Origin of the sequence: Sedimentibacter sp. B4 (assembly GCF_000309315.1) — a bacterium.
Lineage (GTDB): Bacteria > Bacillota > Clostridia > Tissierellales > Sedimentibacteraceae > Sedimentibacter > Sedimentibacter saalensis.
On record NZ_CANG01000010.1, the window covers coordinates 17,306 to 34,623 of the forward strand.

19 protein-coding genes and 1 other annotated feature are annotated in these 17,318 nt (G+C 36.4%); of the genes, 1 reads left to right on the top strand and 18 read right to left on the bottom strand.

Features of this window, described 5'->3' with window-relative positions:
* Window positions 1-25: 25 nt before the first annotated feature.
* The 11 genes from pth to BN358_RS02045 all read right to left on the bottom strand — a co-directional run bounded on the left by pth (window position 26) and on the right by BN358_RS02045 (window position 10,830).
* Window positions 26-592, bottom strand: coding sequence for an aminoacyl-tRNA hydrolase (pth, locus tag BN358_RS01995; protein WP_019227654.1), 567 nt, complete (start codon window positions 590-592; stop codon window positions 26-28).
* Between the two features lie 9 nt (window positions 593-601).
* The gene (gene glmU, locus BN358_RS02000) at window positions 602-1,972 is read right to left on the bottom strand and encodes a bifunctional UDP-N-acetylglucosamine diphosphorylase/glucosamine-1-phosphate N-acetyltransferase GlmU (protein ID WP_019227655.1); all 1,371 of its coding nucleotides are present in this window, start codon (window positions 1,970-1,972) and stop codon (window positions 602-604) included.
* Window positions 1,973-2,165: 193 nt separating this feature from the next.
* Entirely contained in the window at window positions 2,166-2,459 is a 294-nt protein-coding gene (spoVG, locus tag BN358_RS02005) for a septation regulator SpoVG (RefSeq protein ID WP_019227656.1), read from the bottom strand.
* A 114-nt stretch (window positions 2,460-2,573) separates the two neighbouring features.
* Entirely contained in the window at window positions 2,574-3,395 is an 822-nt protein-coding gene (gene purR / locus BN358_RS02010) for a pur operon repressor (protein WP_019227657.1), read from the bottom strand.
* Window positions 3,396-3,477: 82 nt separating this feature from the next.
* A complete protein-coding gene (locus BN358_RS02015; RefSeq protein WP_019227658.1) occupies window positions 3,478-4,368 on the bottom strand; it encodes a DMT family transporter in 891 nt (296 codons plus the stop codon).
* 14 nt (window positions 4,369-4,382) lie between these two features.
* The gene (locus BN358_RS02020; RefSeq protein ID WP_019227659.1) at window positions 4,383-5,078 is read right to left on the bottom strand and encodes an aspartate/glutamate racemase family protein; all 696 of its coding nucleotides are present in this window, start codon (window positions 5,076-5,078) and stop codon (window positions 4,383-4,385) included.
* Window positions 5,079-5,192: 114 nt separating this feature from the next.
* Window positions 5,193-5,915, bottom strand: a complete 723-nt coding sequence (locus tag BN358_RS02025; RefSeq protein WP_019227660.1) for a DUF4397 domain-containing protein — start codon at window positions 5,913-5,915, stop codon at window positions 5,193-5,195.
* 55 nt (window positions 5,916-5,970) lie between these two features.
* Complete coding sequence (locus tag BN358_RS02030) at window positions 5,971-6,474, bottom strand: GAF domain-containing protein (RefSeq protein ID WP_019227661.1); 504 nt, start codon at window positions 6,472-6,474, stop codon at window positions 5,971-5,973.
* Between the two features lie 122 nt (window positions 6,475-6,596).
* Entirely contained in the window at window positions 6,597-9,008 is a 2,412-nt protein-coding gene (gene leuS / locus BN358_RS02035; protein ID WP_019227662.1) for a leucine--tRNA ligase, read from the bottom strand.
* A 229-nt stretch (window positions 9,009-9,237) separates the two neighbouring features.
* Window positions 9,238-9,438 (bottom strand) — a binding site (T-box leader).
* Between the two features lie 127 nt (window positions 9,439-9,565).
* Complete coding sequence (locus BN358_RS02040; RefSeq protein WP_019227663.1) at window positions 9,566-9,922, bottom strand: DUF134 domain-containing protein; 357 nt, start codon at window positions 9,920-9,922, stop codon at window positions 9,566-9,568.
* 86 nt (window positions 9,923-10,008) lie between these two features.
* A complete protein-coding gene (locus tag BN358_RS02045; protein ID WP_019227664.1) occupies window positions 10,009-10,830 on the bottom strand; it encodes an Mrp/NBP35 family ATP-binding protein in 822 nt (273 codons plus the stop codon).
* Window positions 10,831-11,176: 346 nt separating this feature from the next.
* Here BN358_RS02045 and BN358_RS02050 point away from each other — a divergent pair, with 346 nt between their 5' ends.
* The gene (locus tag BN358_RS02050; RefSeq protein WP_019227665.1) at window positions 11,177-11,749 is read left to right on the top strand and encodes a manganese efflux pump MntP family protein; all 573 of its coding nucleotides are present in this window, start codon (window positions 11,177-11,179) and stop codon (window positions 11,747-11,749) included.
* A gap of 174 nt (window positions 11,750-11,923) precedes the next feature.
* Here the strand turns inward: BN358_RS02050 and tatA are convergent, their stop codons facing one another.
* From tatA to BN358_RS02085, 7 genes are all read right to left on the bottom strand, one after another.
* Window positions 11,924-12,112, bottom strand: a complete 189-nt coding sequence (gene tatA / locus BN358_RS02055; protein ID WP_019227666.1) for a twin-arginine translocase TatA/TatE family subunit — start codon at window positions 12,110-12,112, stop codon at window positions 11,924-11,926.
* A 16-nt stretch (window positions 12,113-12,128) separates the two neighbouring features.
* The gene (fdhD, locus tag BN358_RS02060) at window positions 12,129-12,866 is read right to left on the bottom strand and encodes a formate dehydrogenase accessory sulfurtransferase FdhD (RefSeq protein ID WP_019227667.1); all 738 of its coding nucleotides are present in this window, start codon (window positions 12,864-12,866) and stop codon (window positions 12,129-12,131) included.
* Between the two features lie 10 nt (window positions 12,867-12,876).
* Window positions 12,877-13,443, bottom strand: coding sequence for a hypothetical protein (locus BN358_RS02065; RefSeq protein WP_019227668.1), 567 nt, complete (start codon window positions 13,441-13,443; stop codon window positions 12,877-12,879).
* Between the two features lie 21 nt (window positions 13,444-13,464).
* Window positions 13,465-15,567, bottom strand: coding sequence for an aldehyde ferredoxin oxidoreductase (locus tag BN358_RS02070; RefSeq protein WP_019227669.1), 2,103 nt, complete (start codon window positions 15,565-15,567; stop codon window positions 13,465-13,467).
* A 36-nt stretch (window positions 15,568-15,603) separates the two neighbouring features.
* On the bottom strand, window positions 15,604-16,263 hold the full coding sequence (locus tag BN358_RS02075; RefSeq protein ID WP_019227670.1) for a ferredoxin-like protein: 660 nt from the start codon (window positions 16,261-16,263) through the stop codon (window positions 15,604-15,606).
* A 289-nt stretch (window positions 16,264-16,552) separates the two neighbouring features.
* Window positions 16,553-16,741 carry a hypothetical protein gene (locus BN358_RS02080; protein WP_198018332.1) on the bottom strand — a complete coding sequence of 63 codons (189 nt, stop codon included), beginning with the start codon at window positions 16,739-16,741 and terminating at the stop codon, window positions 16,553-16,555.
* 102 nt (window positions 16,742-16,843) lie between these two features.
* Window positions 16,844-17,287 (bottom strand): SRPBCC family protein, encoded by a 444-nt coding sequence (locus BN358_RS02085; RefSeq protein WP_019227672.1) that lies wholly within the window; start codon window positions 17,285-17,287, stop codon window positions 16,844-16,846.
* Between the last annotated feature and the right edge of the window lie 31 nt (window positions 17,288-17,318).

Genomic DNA, 17,318 nt, shown 5'->3' on the forward strand with positions numbered 1-17,318 from the left:
TTCTTATCAATTGCAAATCGATTGTCTATCTATTGTTTATATTGTATTTCTGCATGGCGCTGTCTGTGCCGACCGAGATTATTTCAACAATTGCTTCGGCCGCCTTCTCTATTATGGGATTTATTTTATCCCTGTCAGCTGCACTGAATTTTTGAAGAACATAGTCAGCCAGATCCATGTCAGGATTTCTGCCAATGCCAACTCTAACACGCGGAAAATTTCCGTTACCCACATGTTCGGTAATCGACTTCATTCCATTGTGTGTTCCGGGACTCCCGTTTGGCCTGATTCTTAAAGAGCCGGCCGGAATGTCTATATCATCGTAAATAACGATTAAATTTTCAGATGGTATTTTATAAAAACTTAATATTTCTTTGATGGCAATTCCGCTTCTGTTCATGAAAGTAACAGGCTTTACGAGCATGACTTTTTCTCCGTCTATGTTTGTTTCACCATATACAGAGTTGAATTTGAGTTTATTTAGGCTTAAATTATGCTTTTCAGCCAAATAATCAATTGTATCATAGCCCACATTGTGCCTTGTGCCTGCATATTCTTTGCCTGGATTGCCAAGTCCTGCTATAATGTACATATTTACCTCTTAATATCTGTTTTTCCCTAAACCTTTTTTGTTGACCTGTCTTGCTCTGGCAATGGCAAGGTCTCCTTCCTGTACGTCGTCTGTTATTGTGGAACCGCAGGCTACATATCCTCCCTGCTCCACATTAACCGGCGCCACAAGATTTGAATTGCTTCCTATGAATGCTCCATCCCCCACGATTGTCTTGTGTTTTTTCTTTCCGTCATAATTGACAAAAACAACACCACAGCCGATGTTTACATCTTTTCCAACTTCAGCATCTCCTATGTAAGACAAATGAGATGATTTTGAATTGTCTCCGATTATAGATTTTTTAACTTCCACAAAATCACCGATTTTTACATTTTTGCCAAGTTCTGTGCCTGGTCTTAAATATGCAAACGGACCTACGGTAGTTCCATCATCAATGCTTGCTTCTATTACTTTTGAGCTTTCTATTGTCACATTGTTTTTTACAGTTGAACTGATAATTCTTGTGTTTGGGCCTATGACGCAGTTTGTTCCGACTATTGTGCTGCCTTCAAGGAATGTTCCTGGATAAATCACAGTGTCTCTTCCTATTTCAACAGAATCTTCAATATATGTATTCTCAGGATTAATTATTGTAACTCCGCTTAGCATGTGGCGTTTATTTATTCTGTCCTGCATTATTTTTGTCACTTCAGATAACTGCACTCTGTCGTTTACTGCTCTTATATCTGTTGAGTCCTCAAGCACCCAGCCGCCTATTTTATATCCTTCGCTGTTAAGCACCTTTATGGTATCTGTAAGGTAATATTCATTCTGGGAATTGTTTGTATCTATTTTTTCCAAGGCATTCTTCAAAAGAATTCCCTTGAAGCAATATATTCCTGTATTGATTTCCTTGATTTTTTTAATGTCTTCTGTTGCATCTTTTTCTTCAACAATTTTGTCTATGGACGAATCTTCATTTCTTACTATTCTTCCTAGTCCTTTCGGGTTTTCCATAATTGCAGTCATCACAGAAACAGCACAATCACTTTCATTGTGATACCCTATGAAAGAAATCAGTGTTTCTTTTCTAATGAGAGGACCGTCTGCGCAAAGAATAACTACAGTGTCATCATCGTTGATATGCTCTTTTGCAACCATTACAGCATAGCCTGTTCCGTATGGAGAACCTTCACCTATGGGCTGTTCAACGGTTATTACATCCATATCTTTTATATTGTTTCCAACTTTTTCTTTTCCATGTCCCAAAACAACAATGTTTTTTTCTATTTGTGAATTTTCTGCAGCTTCTATTATGTACCTTATCATTTCTTTACCGCAAACCTTATGCAGTGTTTTAGGAATGTCTGATTTCATTCTGGTACCTTCACCGGCTGCTAAAATAATAGACATATTCATATTATTTCTCCTTATTTGTAATACTGAGATATTATATATCATATAATTAATTAAGTCAAAAAAAGTTTTTCAGCTTTATAATATGGAAACACAAATAAATGTTGAATAAATTGAACAAAACCGTTATATTACAACCAATAAAAAAGGGCCTTCAACAAGACCCAAAACTGTTGATGAAATCATCAGTTTTACGTTACAGAAGAGCTGCTTCTTCAGCATTGTCTCCTTCTTCCAAACGTTTTTCTTCATACGCTTTAAATACTGCCTCTGCCACAAGATTCCTGGTTTCTGAATTAATTGGATAAGCTATATCTTTAAACTCTCCATCGGGCATTTTTCTGCTCGGCATTGCTATGAACAATCCTTCCTGCCCTTCAATAATTTTGATGTCATGTACCACGAAGCAATCATCAAAAGTTACGGAAACGATTGCCTTCATCTTGCCCTCTGAGTTAATTTTTCTTACTCTGACGTCTGATATTTTCATGTCGTCACCACCTTCCCCCAAAAGTTTATGTCTGTATAATTTCATATTCATTATACTATACTTATTTGAGAAATGCAAAAAAACATTTTCATTTTTTTATAAAAAATTATGAAATTATTTTAACAATTTATAATTAGGTACTATTTCTATTAAACCTTCCTTCTCATTAATCTTATTTAGCACCAAAAGTGACAAATAATTATCGACAAGTTTCTTTTCAGGTTCCTTAGTTTCTATTACAACTGCAGTTCCCACAACCTCAGCATTAAACTCCCTCATCATGTCTGCCATGCCCTTGCATGTTCCTCCGCCCTTCATGAAATCATCCACAATAAGAACTCGGGAATTTTCCTTAAGAGACCTTCTGGACAATGACATTGTCTGAATATTGTTTGATGAGCCGGACACATAATTTATGCTTACTGTTGCTCCTTCCGTAACTTTGTTGTTCCTTCTTATTACTGCAACCGGAACATTAAGCTTTTGTCCTGACATAACAGCAACAGGTATTCCTTTTGTTTCTACGGTAATTATATAATCGATTTTTATGTTTGAGAATTCTGAAGCAATGATCTTTGCTATGTTTGTAACAATGTTTGGATTGTTGAACAAATCAGTCATGTAAATAAATCCGCCGGGAAGAATTCTGTTTTTTTGCGAAAAAAGCATGCACAATTCCGATAATATATCTGTCTTTTCTTCAATTCCCATTACAGGTATAAAGACAGCCCCTCCGGATGCTCCTGAAATTGTTTCAATTCTGCCGTAATCAAGTTCATTTACCAGTTCTTTTACAATAGCCACATCTTCGCTGATTGTGGACTTTGCAGCATTAAAAACTTCAGAAAAGTAATTGTACGAAAATATGTAGTTTGGTTTTTCGGCGAAAATTTTCATTAATGCACCGATTCTTTGATTTCTTTTATATTTTTTCATGTCAACTCCGTACGAATGTTTTATATGATTATACAATAAATGTTCGTATTGTTCAAGAGAATATTATTTTTTAACTTAAATTTTATTCAGGCTTTGGAGAACTTTTAAACAGCCATGCAAATCCTGTTTCAGCAGTTATTATTGCCACAAATATAAACATGAATGCTATAATTGTCATTATTGAATATTTTTCTCCTAAAAAAATCACTCCAAAAACACTTCCAATTACAGATTCCAGACTGAGAATAATTGCAGCATGTGTTGTTGATGTATATTTTTGTCCAACTGTCTGCATGAGGAAGCAAAGCATTGTAGATACCAGTCCAAGATAAAGCATGCTTAATGATCCGCTTAAGTTCAATGTTATTGTTTTGTTTTCAAAAATCATCATTATGAAAAATATTACTGTACTTGTTAAAAGCTGCAAAGTTGACAAAATGATCGGATCCTTGTCCTGAGAAGCTATGCCGGTTGCAACCACCTGCCATGCAAATGATATGGCACATAAAAATGTAAGGAAGTCCCACTTGTTGAATTTTCCGAAATTGTCAAAATCCACAGTCAAAAATATTATTCCAATAAACATCAAGACAGCTGCAATAACATTGTTTTTTCCAGGTTTCTTTTTTGTCACCATCCAAAAGAAAAACGGAATCATCACTACACCGGTTCCTGTCAGAAAAGCTGAATTACCTGCTGTTGTTCCTTCAAGACCGAATGTCTGAAGTATGTATCCCAAGGCAAGAAAAAGTCCCATGACTATTCCGGCCTTTAAATCTGATGCAGTTGTTTTTCTCAGGTTTTTATTGAATATTAGCAGAGAAGCTGCCGATGCAATTGCAAATCTTATGAAAAGAAGCTGTGATGTTGTGAAAAAGTCCAGGGCAATCTTTGTTACTGTAAAGCCTGTCCCCCAAAAAAATGCCACAAAAAACAGCATTAAATCTGCTTGCCTCGATGTTAAATGTTTCATATATTCCTCCGGTGTTAGTTAAGTTGCCCTCCGGCATACTCAATTGATTTTTCTGTCAGTACTTCTATAGGATTTATAAAATTTCCTTCAAACTTGTACAGGTACTGAGCAGATGAAAGTTCTGTGCAGCCCAGCAAAAATGATGTTGCTCCCATTTCTTTCAGCTCTTCAACAGCACTGAACATAAGAGACGTTCCTTCATTGTAGTTTCCTTTTTTAATTACATCATAGATAAACTTCATGACATCAGCCTGTGATTTATCAGGAACAACTGTCTTTATTCCAAGTCTTGCATAATAATTTTCATAAATTTTTGATTTTATTGTACCGTCAGTTGCCAGAATTCCAACCACTGTATCACTGCCGTATTTTTCAGCAGTGTACTTTACAGTTTCTTCAACCATATTTATAAAAGGAATGTTTACGCCTTCCTGTATTGTGTTGATGAAATAATGTGCTGTGTTGCAGGGCATTATTAAAAAGTCTGCTCCGCCGCTTTCAAGTATTTTTGCAGACTTCATAAGTTCAACGGTCGGATCCTCTCCGTCTGATATGATTGCTTTTGTTCTGTCCGGTATATTTGTGTTGCTGTCAATTAAAACACGAATGTGATCCTGGTCTCTCAAGGCTTTCGTTCTTAAAACTATTCTTTCATACAAGTGCACAGTTGCCAGAGGACCCATTCCTCCTATGATTCCTATTGTTTTCATTTTCCACCTCAATTGTAATATCATGCATTATTACATTATATCACATTCAAATATTAGCAACAACTGTTTTTGATATGGTGCCTAAGCTAAAAAAACAAGCATGCGCTTGTTTTTCTAACACAGTTCAAGATAATTGACTCCGTCTTCAGGTATTATAAGCTGAATATCATTGTTCTCTTCCTTTTCAGCAATAAATAAATTGTAATGCATCCTTGGGGCGAAATCCACATAAGGTAATTTAAGTACATTGTTTTTAGTATTTTTGTTTCTTAAGTACAACGTATAGGTTCCCGAAGGAATTGCTATGTTCACTGAAGCATCTCCGTAATCAACATGGGAGAAAAGAACTGTACCGTCCTGGGCAACAAGTTCCATTTCCGGTGCATTTAAAGCTATGTTTGTGAGTCTCACCGATGACATTCTTCCCTTTATTGAATTTTCCTTTTCCTCAGGAACCATCAATATGCTTATATCCTCAGGATCATCATCATCCCTTGTTACTACCCCTGTATATGCCAAATTCCTGCCCATTTTCAGATTTGTTTCAAAAATTAAGTTTTTAGAATCAAGAGCATCGTAAATTTTCACATGGTATGTTCCCGGTTCAAACTTTACGTATTTTGTGAGTCCGCCGATTTTCAAATCTTCAGCCATAAGTATTTCATTGACCTGTATGTCAATGGGTTTATCAGCATAGGCGTTAAGTATTCTGAAATATGATTTTTTGCAGCGGCATCCTCCCTGCTGCATAACAGCATTTTTGTAATAATCTAAATATCCGTTGAAATAAGGATATTTGCTGTAATCCATTCTATTGTTTTCATTAATAGAACTCATAAATTCACCCCTTTTCATTTTATTATATGAAAAGGGGTGTTAAATGTTCTAATGCTTAAATAAAGACTTCCGGATACTTCACATATCTTTCTAGTATCTCAGCAAACTGTTCAAGATATTTTTTATCTGTCTCGTCAAATCTGCCAAGTTTTGGGCTGTCGATGTCAAGAACTCCAACGATTTTATTTTCTTTAAAAAGTGGAATAACTATTTCTGAATTAGACTGGGAATCGCATGCAATGTGTCCAGGAAATTCATGAACATTTTTCACAAGCTGAGTTTTGTTTTGTTCTGCCGCTGTTCCGCATACTCCTTTTCCAATCTGAATGTGCGTGCATGCAGGCTTTCCTTGGAATGGTCCAAGAACAAGTTCTCCATTTTTATAAAGATAAAATCCCGCCCAGTTTATATCATCCATGAGCATCCACAATAAAGCTGCAGCATTTGACAAATTTGCAAGCCAGTCAGGTTCTTCAGAAATAAGCCCTTCCAATGACATATTCATGTAATCATATAATTCTTCTTTTGATTCGAATTTGATTTCTTCAATGTTGTTCAATTTTTACCTCCGGTGCATATTTCATTATTAAATATTATATAATAAAACACTCATCATAACAATACTCAACAATTATAACATAAAAATTAATGCGGCGTTACTATATTAACGCCGCATTTAAACTATTTTACAACTATGTTGTAGATTTTTCCTGCAACATAAATTTCTTTAACAATGGATTTTCCTTCCATATATTTATTGATGTTTTCATCTTCATTTGCAAGCTTTCTTGCTGTTTCAACATCAGCATCTTTAGATACAGTAATTTTTCCTCTCACCTTACCGCTTATTTGAACAGGAAGCTCTATGACATCATCAACTGTTTTATTTTCGTCCCAAACAGGCCACTCTGCTTCGTTAAGCATTCCTCCGAAGTTTTGTTCCTCCCATATTTCTTCTGTTGCGTGAGGTGCAACCGGGTTTAACAATGTTACGAATGATTTAAGCTCATCTCTTGTAACGAAACCGTCGTTGAACACTTCGTTTACAAAGCTCATCATGGCAGCAATTGCAGTGTTGAATTTCATTGCTTCATAGTCTTCGCTTACTTTTTTGATTGTTTTGTGCATTAAAGTCATATGTTTTTCTGAGTATCCTTCACCTTCAACAATCATATCCTGCAGTTTCCATGTACGGTCTAAAAATCTCTTGCATCCTTTAACGCTTGAATCATTCCAAATAGCATATTTTTCATAATCACCAATGAACATAATGTATGTTCTTAAAGTGTCTGCTCCGAATTCATCTATAATGTCATTAGGGTTAACAACATTTCCTCTTGATTTTGACATTTTTTCTCCGTCAGAACCAAGTATCAAACCCTGTGCTGTACGTTTAGCATATGGTTCAGGGAATGGAACTGCACCTATATCGTACAGGAATCTGTGCCAGAATCTTGAATAGATCAAGTGTCTTGTAACATGTTCCATACCGCCGTTGTACCAGTCAATAGGTCCCCAGTAATTAAAATTATCCTTTGATGCAATTGCTTCATGATTTCTTGGGTCCATGTATCTCAAGAAATACCATGATGAACCTGCCCATTGAGGCATAGTGTCTGTTTCTCTCTTAGCATCGCCGCCGCATACAGGACATTTCACATTAACCCATTCTGCAATGTTTGCAAGCGGAGATTCTCCTGTGTCTGTAGGTTGATAATTTTCAACATCCGGAAGTCTTACAGGAAGCTCATCTTCAGGAACAGGAACCATTCCGCAGTGAGGGCAATGGATTATTGGAATAGGCTCTCCCCAGTATCTTTGCCTGTTAAATGCCCAGTCTTTCATCTTGTAGTTTGTTTTTCTTTCTCCAAGCTTGTTTTCCTGGAGATAATCTATCATTTTAGCAATAGCATCTTTTACCTGAAGGCCGTTCAAAATGCCTGAATTAACCATAGTTCCTTCTTCAACATCTGTGAATGCTTCTTCCTGAACGTTTCCGCCTGCAATGACCTCAATTATAGGAATATTGAACTTCTTTGCAAATTCCCAGTCTCTTGAGTCGTGAGCAGGAACTGCCATAATTGCTCCTGTTCCGTAGCCCATCATTACATAGTCTGCAACCCATACCGGAACTTCTTCACCAGACACAGGATTTATTGCTTTAAGTCCTTTTATTTCAACGCCTGTCTTGTCTTTGGCAAGCTGCACTCTTTCAAATTCAGTCTTCTTTCTTGACTGATCCTGATAATCATGTATTTCATCTATATTTGATATTCTGGATTCATATTTTTCAAGGAAAGGATGCTCCGGAGCAATAACCATGAATGTAACTCCGTACAATGTATCCGGTCTTGTTGTGAACACTCTTAAATTGTCATCTGTATCTTTTAATTTGAAGTCTACTTCAGCACCATAAGAACGACCAATCCAGTTTTCCTGCTCAAGTCTTATTCTTGGAAGAAAATCAACTTCATTAAGTCCTTCAAGCAGTTTATCGGCATATTCCCTGATTTTCAGGAACCATACGTCTTTTTCCATCTGTACAACTTCGCTTCCGCATCTGTCGCATACACCATTTTGTGATTCTTCATTTGCAAGAACAACTTTGCACTTGTTACAGAAGTTTACATATGTTTTGTCCTTGAATGCAAGATTGTGTTTGAACAGCTGAACAAAAATCCACTGGGTCCATTTGTAATATTCAGGATCTGTTGTGTCAACAGTTCTTGACCAGTCAAAAGAATATCCTGCTGCCTTTAATTGAGATGTAAAAACCTTTATGTTGTCATCTGTTACTTTTCTAGGATGCTTGCCTGTCTGCATAGCATAATTTTCTGTTGGAAGGCCGAATGCATCCCAGCCTATAGGAAACAATACGTTGTAACCTTCCAGTCTTCTTTTTCTTGAAATAACTTCAAGAGAAGTGTATGCGCGAATATGGCCTACATGCAGACCTACCCCTGACGGATACGGAAATTCTACCAGACCATAAAATTTCTTCTTATCAGAATTGTCATGTGCTTTGAACGTCTCATTCTTTTCCCAAATTTCCTGCCATTTTTTCTCTACGGCTTGCGGATTGTATGATTTCATTTTATTCCTCCATTAATAATTTTTGATATTATTTACGTTTGACCTACCATCAATTTATTTCTCCCTTTGGTCGAAAAAACAGGGTTAGGGCATATCACAGTTTCGTTCGCCAATTTATCAGCTCCCTACGGTCGCATAAATCGGGAACTCATTGTGTTTGACCTACCGCTGTTTATTTCTCCCTTTGGTCGAAAAAACAGGGTTAGGGCATAAAAAAAAGCCTCTCCCATGCTGGGACGAAGACTCTCCGCGGTACCACCCAAATTAGGCAAAATGCCTCACTCTTATATTAACGGCAATAACCGTTTGAAACTACTTGATTCGCTTCAAAAACTCATGGACGAGTTCAGTCTTCATATTGCTGCCTTGCACCAAACGACAGTTCTCTGAAAATATGTACAAACCTACTGCTTCCAATCACAGTAATATATTCATTTATCTTTGTATTATATCAGAACGGCTTTTTGAATGCAATAATAAATTTGCGGGTTTTTCAAAAAAAAGCCAGATAGCAGTTTGGCACAGCTTGTCTGACTTCTAAGTATTAAAAGATAGTTTTATAATAAACCGTTGTAACTTCTTCTTGGACAGCGACAATCAACACATATTTCTCCATCTCCATCGCACAGCTTGTAGTCTCCGCCTTCAATTCTCAATACTTTTCCATTTACAAGAGATTCCGCAAGCTTCTTTCTTGCTTCGCTATAGATCCCCTGAACAGTTGTACGGGCAACTTTCATTTGTCCGGCACACTCCTCCTGAGATAAGCCTTCCAAATCTATTAACCGTATTGTTTCATATTCATCAACTGTCATTGTTACGAAAAAGTCACCCTCTATGGGTACATCTAAAGGCCCAAACCGGTTGCTGTCAGGAAGGCAGCAAACTTTTCTCCATTTTCTGGGTCTCGGCATATTTACACCTCTTTATATAATAAATTTTATGTCTATTATATACTATACCATTATGAAATTATATTCAATTAATTAATTATTTAACATTATAAAATTTCAGCTATATTTCCGAATAAGCTGTCATCTAACAGTTCTACCATTCCTCTGTCACAAGACGCTGCTATCTTAGGATCAATAGGAAGCTTTGCAATAACTTTTAAGTTGTGGTTTTTTGCAACATTATCAATATTGCTGTCTCCAAAGATTTTATATTCTTTATTGCAGTCAGGACATTTGAAATAAGACATGTTTTCAACTATGCCTATTATAGGTATGTTCATCATTTCAGCCATCTTCACAGCCTTTTCCACTATCATTGAAACAAGTTCCTGAGGTGAAGTTACAATAACTATACCATCAATAGGTATGGACTGAAATACAGTTAAAGGAACATCTCCGGTTCCAGGAGGCATATCAACAAACAAATAATCAATGTCATTCCATATTACTTCTGTCCAGAATTGTTTTACTGTGCCTGCAATAACTGGTCCTCTCCAAACAACTGGATCAGTATCATCTTCAAGCAACAGATTTATAGACATAATCTCAACTCCTGTCTTGCTTTTGCATGGCAGAATACCATATCCATTGCCTTTTGCTTTTTCAGTAACGCCAAAGGATTTTGGTATTGAAGGACCTGTTATGTCCGCATCTAAAATACCAACTCTGTGTCCACGCCTTTGCATTGTAACTGCAAGCATTGAAGTAACAAGAGATTTTCCTACTCCTCCTTTACCGCTTACAACACCTATTACTTTTTTAACGTTGCTCATCTTGTGAGGTTTTTCCATAAAATCTGTTTTTTCTTCTTTTCTGCTTTCGCATTCCTGGCTGCATGAACTGCAGTTTGAATTACAATTTTCGCTCATTTTTAACTCCTAGTAATTATTTAATGTTGGTTGATTAATTGTATAACAATCTCATATTAATTATACATCACATGTCAATTGCCAATGTATTTGACATATGTCAATTTTAAATATATAACTCTTCTCTTTCTATGTCAACAATTTTTATAATAAATTTTGTTAAAAATTACATAATAAACTTGAAATCAAAAAATACTCATGCTATAATTATTTAAACTTCATGAGGGAGTAGTTTGCACTAAAGTGTTGCAAGTCAACATAATGATCTAAGATCTGGCTTGCATTAAAAAACGAGACTCATGCATCCGCTTGGCATGCATGAGTCTTTAATTTTGAAGGAGAAAATATGGGTTACTTTACTTTGCTTTTTACATCAATAGGCTTGTCTATGGATGCCTGCGCAGTTTCAATTTCTAATGGAATGTGCTTTGGAAACATACATAAAAAACAAATTATATGGACTGCTTTGGCATTTGGCTTGTTTCAGGCATTCATGCCTGTAATAGGTTTCATAGTAGGTTCCGCATTCAGTAGACAAATTTCATTTTTGGACCATTGGATTGCGCTCATTTTGCTTGGCTTCATCGGCGGCAAAATGATTAAGGAAGCAATCGAGGAACTAAAATTTCCGGAAGCATGTCTTACAGGCTCTAAATACCTTACATCAAAAATTCTGTTTGTTCAGGCAATTGCAACAAGCATAGATGCCCTGGCCGTAGGAATTGGATTTGCCGTTATGAATGTTAACATTACATATGCAGCCCTGTTCATTGGAATAATAACATTTGCAACTTCAATACTTGGATCTAATCTTGGAAAAAAATTCGGAGAAATGTTCAAGCAAAAAGCAGAAATACTTGGAGGAGCAATTCTTATAATAATAGGTCTAAAAATATTTTTGGAACATACACTGCTTTAGTAAAATCACATAAATACATAATAAAAGTCACATTCCATGTGAATAAGACTATTGAAAGACAGACCTAATTTTCAACAAACTATAGGGGCGGATTTTGTCCGCCTGTTTTATTAATTCCATATAAAACAAAAAAGCCCTGGGGCTTTTTTGTCAGTGGTAATTCAGTATGCTAAATTAGCTTTCCTTTTTTTCGTCTTTAAGGTCAACTTCTAATTCTTTAGCTACTTTGTTCTGATAACCTTTAAAATTGTTTATTGCTTCACCCATGGATTTGCCTATTTCCGGCAACTTTGCCGGTCCGAAAATAACAAGCGCAATTGCAAGTATTAAAATAAGCTCTCCTGCTCCTAATCTTCCAAACATTTTAATGTCCTCCTTTTTAAATGGCTATTCTTTCCTCATACATGTAAATCACCGGTTTGCTTGAAACCACCCTGCCTATGACTGTAATGCCTAATTTATTGGCCAGTTCCAAAGCAGATGTGGTAGGTATGCTCCTTGATGCTATTAACGGGCATGCTATATTTGCTGCCTTTAAAACCATATCTGTGGAAATTCTGCCTGTTGTAATTATCATTGATTGGCTGAAATCTATATTTGATAATAATGCCTTTCCTATGACTTTGTCAACAGCATTATGTCTTCCTACATCTTCACAAAGCGCAATAATTTCGTTGCCGTCAGAAACAGCAGCGCAGTGCATTCCCCCGTACTGTTTGTACATATACGCCTGGGAGAACATTTCAACAGCTCTTTCCTTAATGGTATCCAAGGTTATATGAAAATCAGAATTAATTTTTGGTAACTTAGCAATGGAATTGTTGAATTTAACTCCGCTTCCGCAACCGCTTTGAAGAACTGTGTTAAGTTCTATGCCGTCAAAGTCAACCTCCCTGTCTGTAGTACCGAAAATCATTTTCATATCCTTGCATGCTCCCAGGGAAGAAATTTCGTCAGCACTTTTTATAATACCGCGGCTGTACAAATGTCCTATTGCCAATTCCTTAAGTTCTTCAAGAGTGCACATGAAAGTTACTAAATTTTTTCCGTTTAGCAAAAATTCAACAGGTTCTTCCTCACATATATTAACTTTTTGTAAAACCATAGTTTCTTTCATTATTGACTCCTTACTGGCTTTCTATACGAGTAACCTCTTGTAATTCTGTTAAAGCATCTGCATAGCCCTGCGATAAAAATTTGTCTGAATATACGCATACTACGCCGTTTGAAGCTACAGATTGTTTTATATCCTTATAATCATCCAAATTGCTGAGCTGCTTGTACAGCTCAGCTAATTCATCTTTCTTCAAATTATATGGTTCATTGAGAAAGACATTTGAATTTGTTGTTTTCGGATATCTTTTTGAATCAGTTCTAATTCTGTCGGCAACCATATTCAGTATATCTTTTTCTTCAATTCGATACAACAATTTGGCATAATTTTCATTCATTTCTTTTTTTGAATAGAAATATCTGTTTTCTTTGCCCTTAAGTTCTGAAATATCGCTGTATTCTTCATTGCTGAATAATTTTTCAAAGAAAATCTCTTTCTCTTCTTCTTTTAAACTAATAGGCTCTGTAAAAAAATCATCATATTTTATGAATTTTCCATTATATGAATTTTCTCTGATATACTTTGCCGTAAATTCTAAATTTTCTTGAAGAATTTCGTCATTAACTTTTTCCTTTGACAATTTAATTCCTCCTTTTAAAAATTAAGCCGGTAACAAACCTAATTTAGCAAGTTCGTCTGCAACATCCTTCATGTTTAATTTTTCCAAAGTTGCTCTTGTTGGAGCACCTGTTTTTTCATCCCAGCCCATTTCTTTATAGAACATTGTTAATGCTAACTGCATGTCATCACGATCCATTTTTATAGTTCCTTCAGTAAATGGTTTCTTGTCAGGATCAATGTCAAATACCCAGTTAACCATTAAATCGTGTTTTCCTCTCATGTCAGTTGTGCCCATTTCTTTTACAGTCAATGCTCTATGCAGTGTAAATACTCTTTCTCCCATTAAATCCAATTCTTCTTCTGTTGTATCTATTCCTGTTACAACTGAGAAATATTTAGATTCCAATGATGTGTCTCCCATGTAATCTCTTTCTTTTAGCGGAGAAGCTGTCAATGGCCACATCCAGTTGCACAATGTCAATGAGTCATGGAGGCAGTTTCTGATAACACCATATTTTGCAAATTTTGCTTTATACTCATTCATTGGAGTATAATTTGCAGGTGGGTCAATTGCATCTCCTGAGCCCCATAATTTTTCTGCTATCTTCTTTAATACATCAACAGGAAGTCCTGAACTTATAAAGTTTTGGTGTGAATGGCTCTGAGCATCTCTGTTGAACATACAATTGATTATAGCTCCTACCTGGTAAGATTCGTCACTTGCATGGTGTTTAGGGAATCCAAGTGGTGACCACATGCTGTATTTCTTAGTATCAAAGTAATCAGCTCCAAAGTTCCATCTCTTTGCAATGTGGTAAGTTCCATCACCTAAGTGGCTGAATTCACCTTCCTTAAATGTAACTCTTCTGTAGAATTCTTTCAGGAATGCAGGGTCTCCTGCTTCTAATAAATTCCAAGGAATGCTGTTGTATTCTTCTTCTGGAAGAACTTTTTTAATAATTCCTGATTCATAAGCATAAGCAAAGTCTCTTCCTATACTACCATAGTTGCACCATACACCATAATCATCAGCCAATTGTGAGCCAAGTGCTCTGGTGATCATGTTGCCATCGCCTTCTTCTTTCTGGTCCTTAGTACCCTTAAACATTACGCCAGCTGGTGAGAACCATCCCATACATGTATTTGCTGCATAAGGAGATACTCCATACTGCTCAAGCTGAGGTATGTTCATTTGAGCATGGCATCTGATTGGGCATGATTGACATCCGCCCATTCTTACAGTATATTTTGCTGCCACAGGACCTAAATCCTTTATTGCTTTCATAGTTCTGTATCCAACTTTGTTTACATCACCAGGTGCTGCAATTCCTGTATCTATATTGCCTTCTGAAGCTCCCCAAGTAAGTCCTTCTCTGGCAGTCCAACGGCTGTTTTCATATACAAATTCTGACCAAGGCTGTGGAGTGCTTGGAACAACGTGCTGGTTGTTTGCGCCTACTATTTCTTTCATAACATAAGCATCCAAATCCATCAGCTCTTTTTTGTCTTTGCCTATTTTTACAGAACCAGTTCCTATAACACCGATAGCTTTAAGTTTCTTAGATCCGAATACCGCTCCATGACCTCCGGCTGAGTGTGATGAACCGTTCATTATTACTGAAAGGTTAACCAGATTTTCTCCAGCCTGTCCAATTGCAGCAACACAAGATTCCTTGCCCATTTTTGAGCCAATTACTGCAGTTGTGTTGTAAATACCTGTTCCCCATACTGAGGAAGCATCTTCAAGGCTTACTTTATCATCTTCAATTCTCAGCCAAACCGGTTTGCTTGAAGCTCCTTCTATGATTATTGCATCCCATCCTGCATATTTCAAGAACGCTGCAAAGTTTCCGCCCATGTGGCTGTCTGTTACAAGGTTCATGTCAGTTCCAGGATATAATGATGTAATGTTTGTTCTTGAACTCATTGGAACTCCGCTTCCACATAAAGGACCTGTTCCAACAACTATTTTATTTGCTTCATCATATGGTTTTGTTCCTGCAGGAACTTCATCGAACAACACCTTGTATCCGATACCCATTCCGCCTATAAAATCCTGATACTTGCTTGTATCTTCTGAACTTATTTTTCCACTTGTTAAATTTACTCTTATTATTTTACCTGCCCAACCGCCTGTAGACATATAAATTCCTCCATCCTAATGTTATTTTAATACTGATTAAGCTTTGTAACCAAGTTTACGCATAGCATATTTTACTTCTTCCCAAGGAACTATTCTTAATGCTCCTGTAGGGCAATTTGCAGCGCAAGTTCCGCAGTTTACACATTTTGTAGATTTCATTGTTTCTGGATCTACAGTAGGCATAGTCCAAGGACATGCTTTTGTGCAAGTTCCGCATCCAACACACTTTGCTTCGTCAACAACTCTTGCACCTATTTCGTTGGTTGAGATTGCTCCAACCGGACATGCCTTTCCACAGTATGGCTCAGCACACTGTCTGCATGTTTCTGGTGACATGAGTTTGTTTCCAAAAGCTCCGTCTTCATATGCATATGCAAGCTTTGGTCCGTCAGTACCGAAGTTGTAGTTTCTGCTTACCTTAATTCTTGATATATAAGGCATTGCTTTTCCGTCATTTACCAATGAACAGTTTGTTTCACATCTGAGACAGCCTGTACATCTTGCTCTGTCAGCAATCAGTACTCCCTGAGCCAGCGGAAATGCTGCAACTTCTTCAACATTGGTGTTTGTACATCCAAGAAGGTTTAACAATGATAAAGAAATAAATGTTCCGCCTATTCCTTTACCGGATAATTTTAAAAACTCGCGTCGTGTGGTTTCTTTGTCAAGGAAACCCTTTTTTTCATTATTAGACAAAGATATCGCTCCCCTCAATATAAGTTGTGTTTCCGACATATGTTAGTTTGTTATTTAATTAACATAAATCTTGTCCATTATAACTTATTTATCATAAATATTCAACGGAAAATTCAATATACTTAAAACTTTTACTTTTTTAATAAGTTTTTCAATTTTAGCAAACTATACAAATAAAACAACCCGTTATCTTTTACAGAACATAACGGATTGTTTGTTCATAGTCCAATGTTTATACTCCTTTACCTTTGATGTAAAATTTATATCTTTGATTTTCTTCTGTTTCTCCTTACTCATCACATACATAAGTCGGACATTCTTCATCCGAAGCATTTCCGCATATTACAGATGTCGGACCGCTTCTGGCAGCCTCCCTGAACTCTACAGGAACCATTACACAAAGTTTCTGCACCAGTGTAAATTTGCATGTGCCGTTTTTATTCCATGTACTGCACGAAATAAGATACATAATATTCATCTCGGGCAGCTTGGTTACTTTTTATTTTGACAAAAGACGTCATCTTCTATAAAAGTTTATAAAAATGACGTACTGGTTTATAATTTATCATGCAATTGGTAATTAAATTTCGCAAATTTCCTTAAGATTGCTTAATGTTTCTTCCATTGCACTGTCTTGAATTTTTTCTACAACAAGAATATCTGCTAATTTCCCCAGTATATTACCCGGAACTTCATATTCAATATCTATCATTACCTCAGTGCTTTCTTCTTCAGGAACATATGTCCAGATCTGTGTGGAATTAATTGAGCCCTTAATTATTCCCTTCCACACATAGCAATCACCTTTTTCAGTATTTTCAACTACTTCGCAAGATATTGGAAGATCAACGCCAAGAATTTTGTATTTTAGAGTCATTTTAGTCCCTGTTGCACCATTTCCCAGCATTTCCTCCGGTTTCGAAAGTCCGACATACCACTCATGCCATTTAGTCGGATCTGTACCAAGTTTATAAACTTTTTCAGCAGGGCGATCAATAACAATACTTTTCTTTATAACAGACATTCATTCCTCTCCTTTCAATATATAAACCTTT

Excerpts from the sequence above, each read along its gene's own strand:
- BN358_RS02085 (WP_019227672.1), bottom strand. The coding sequence starts at position 17,287 with ATGTCTGTTATAAAGAAAAGTATTGTTATTGATCGCCCTGCTGAAAAA.
- BN358_RS02015 (WP_019227658.1), bottom strand. The coding sequence starts at position 4,368 with ATGAAACATTTAACATCGAGGCAAGCAGATTTAATGCTGTTTTTTGTG.
- BN358_RS02045 (WP_019227664.1), bottom strand. The coding sequence starts at position 10,830 with ATGAGCGAAAATTGTAATTCAAACTGCAGTTCATGCAGCCAGGAATGC.
- BN358_RS02050 (WP_019227665.1), top strand. The coding sequence starts at position 11,177 with ATGGGTTACTTTACTTTGCTTTTTACATCAATAGGCTTGTCTATGGAT.
- glmU (WP_019227655.1), bottom strand. The coding sequence starts at position 1,972 with ATGAATATGTCTATTATTTTAGCAGCCGGTGAAGGTACCAGAATGAAA.
- leuS (WP_019227662.1), bottom strand. The coding sequence starts at position 9,008 with ATGAAATCATACAATCCGCAAGCCGTAGAGAAAAAATGGCAGGAAATT.
- BN358_RS02020 (WP_019227659.1), bottom strand. The coding sequence starts at position 5,078 with ATGAAAACAATAGGAATCATAGGAGGAATGGGTCCTCTGGCAACTGTG.
- BN358_RS02080 (WP_198018332.1), bottom strand. The coding sequence starts at position 16,741 with ATGAATATTATGTATCTTATTTCGTGCAGTACATGGAATAAAAACGGC.
- BN358_RS02025 (WP_019227660.1), bottom strand. The coding sequence starts at position 5,915 with ATGAGTTCTATTAATGAAAACAATAGAATGGATTACAGCAAATATCCT.
- fdhD (WP_019227667.1), bottom strand. The coding sequence starts at position 12,866 with ATGAAAGAAACTATGGTTTTACAAAAAGTTAATATATGTGAGGAAGAA.
- pth (WP_019227654.1), bottom strand. The coding sequence starts at position 592 with ATGTACATTATAGCAGGACTTGGCAATCCAGGCAAAGAATATGCAGGC.
- purR (WP_019227657.1), bottom strand. The coding sequence starts at position 3,395 with ATGAAAAAATATAAAAGAAATCAAAGAATCGGTGCATTAATGAAAATT.
- BN358_RS02070 (WP_019227669.1), bottom strand. The coding sequence starts at position 15,567 with ATGTCTACAGGCGGTTGGGCAGGTAAAATAATAAGAGTAAATTTAACA.
- tatA (WP_019227666.1), bottom strand. The coding sequence starts at position 12,112 with ATGTTTGGAAGATTAGGAGCAGGAGAGCTTATTTTAATACTTGCAATT.
- spoVG (WP_019227656.1), bottom strand. The coding sequence starts at position 2,459 with ATGAAAATATCAGACGTCAGAGTAAGAAAAATTAACTCAGAGGGCAAG.
- BN358_RS02040 (WP_019227663.1), bottom strand. The coding sequence starts at position 9,922 with ATGCCGAGACCCAGAAAATGGAGAAAAGTTTGCTGCCTTCCTGACAGC.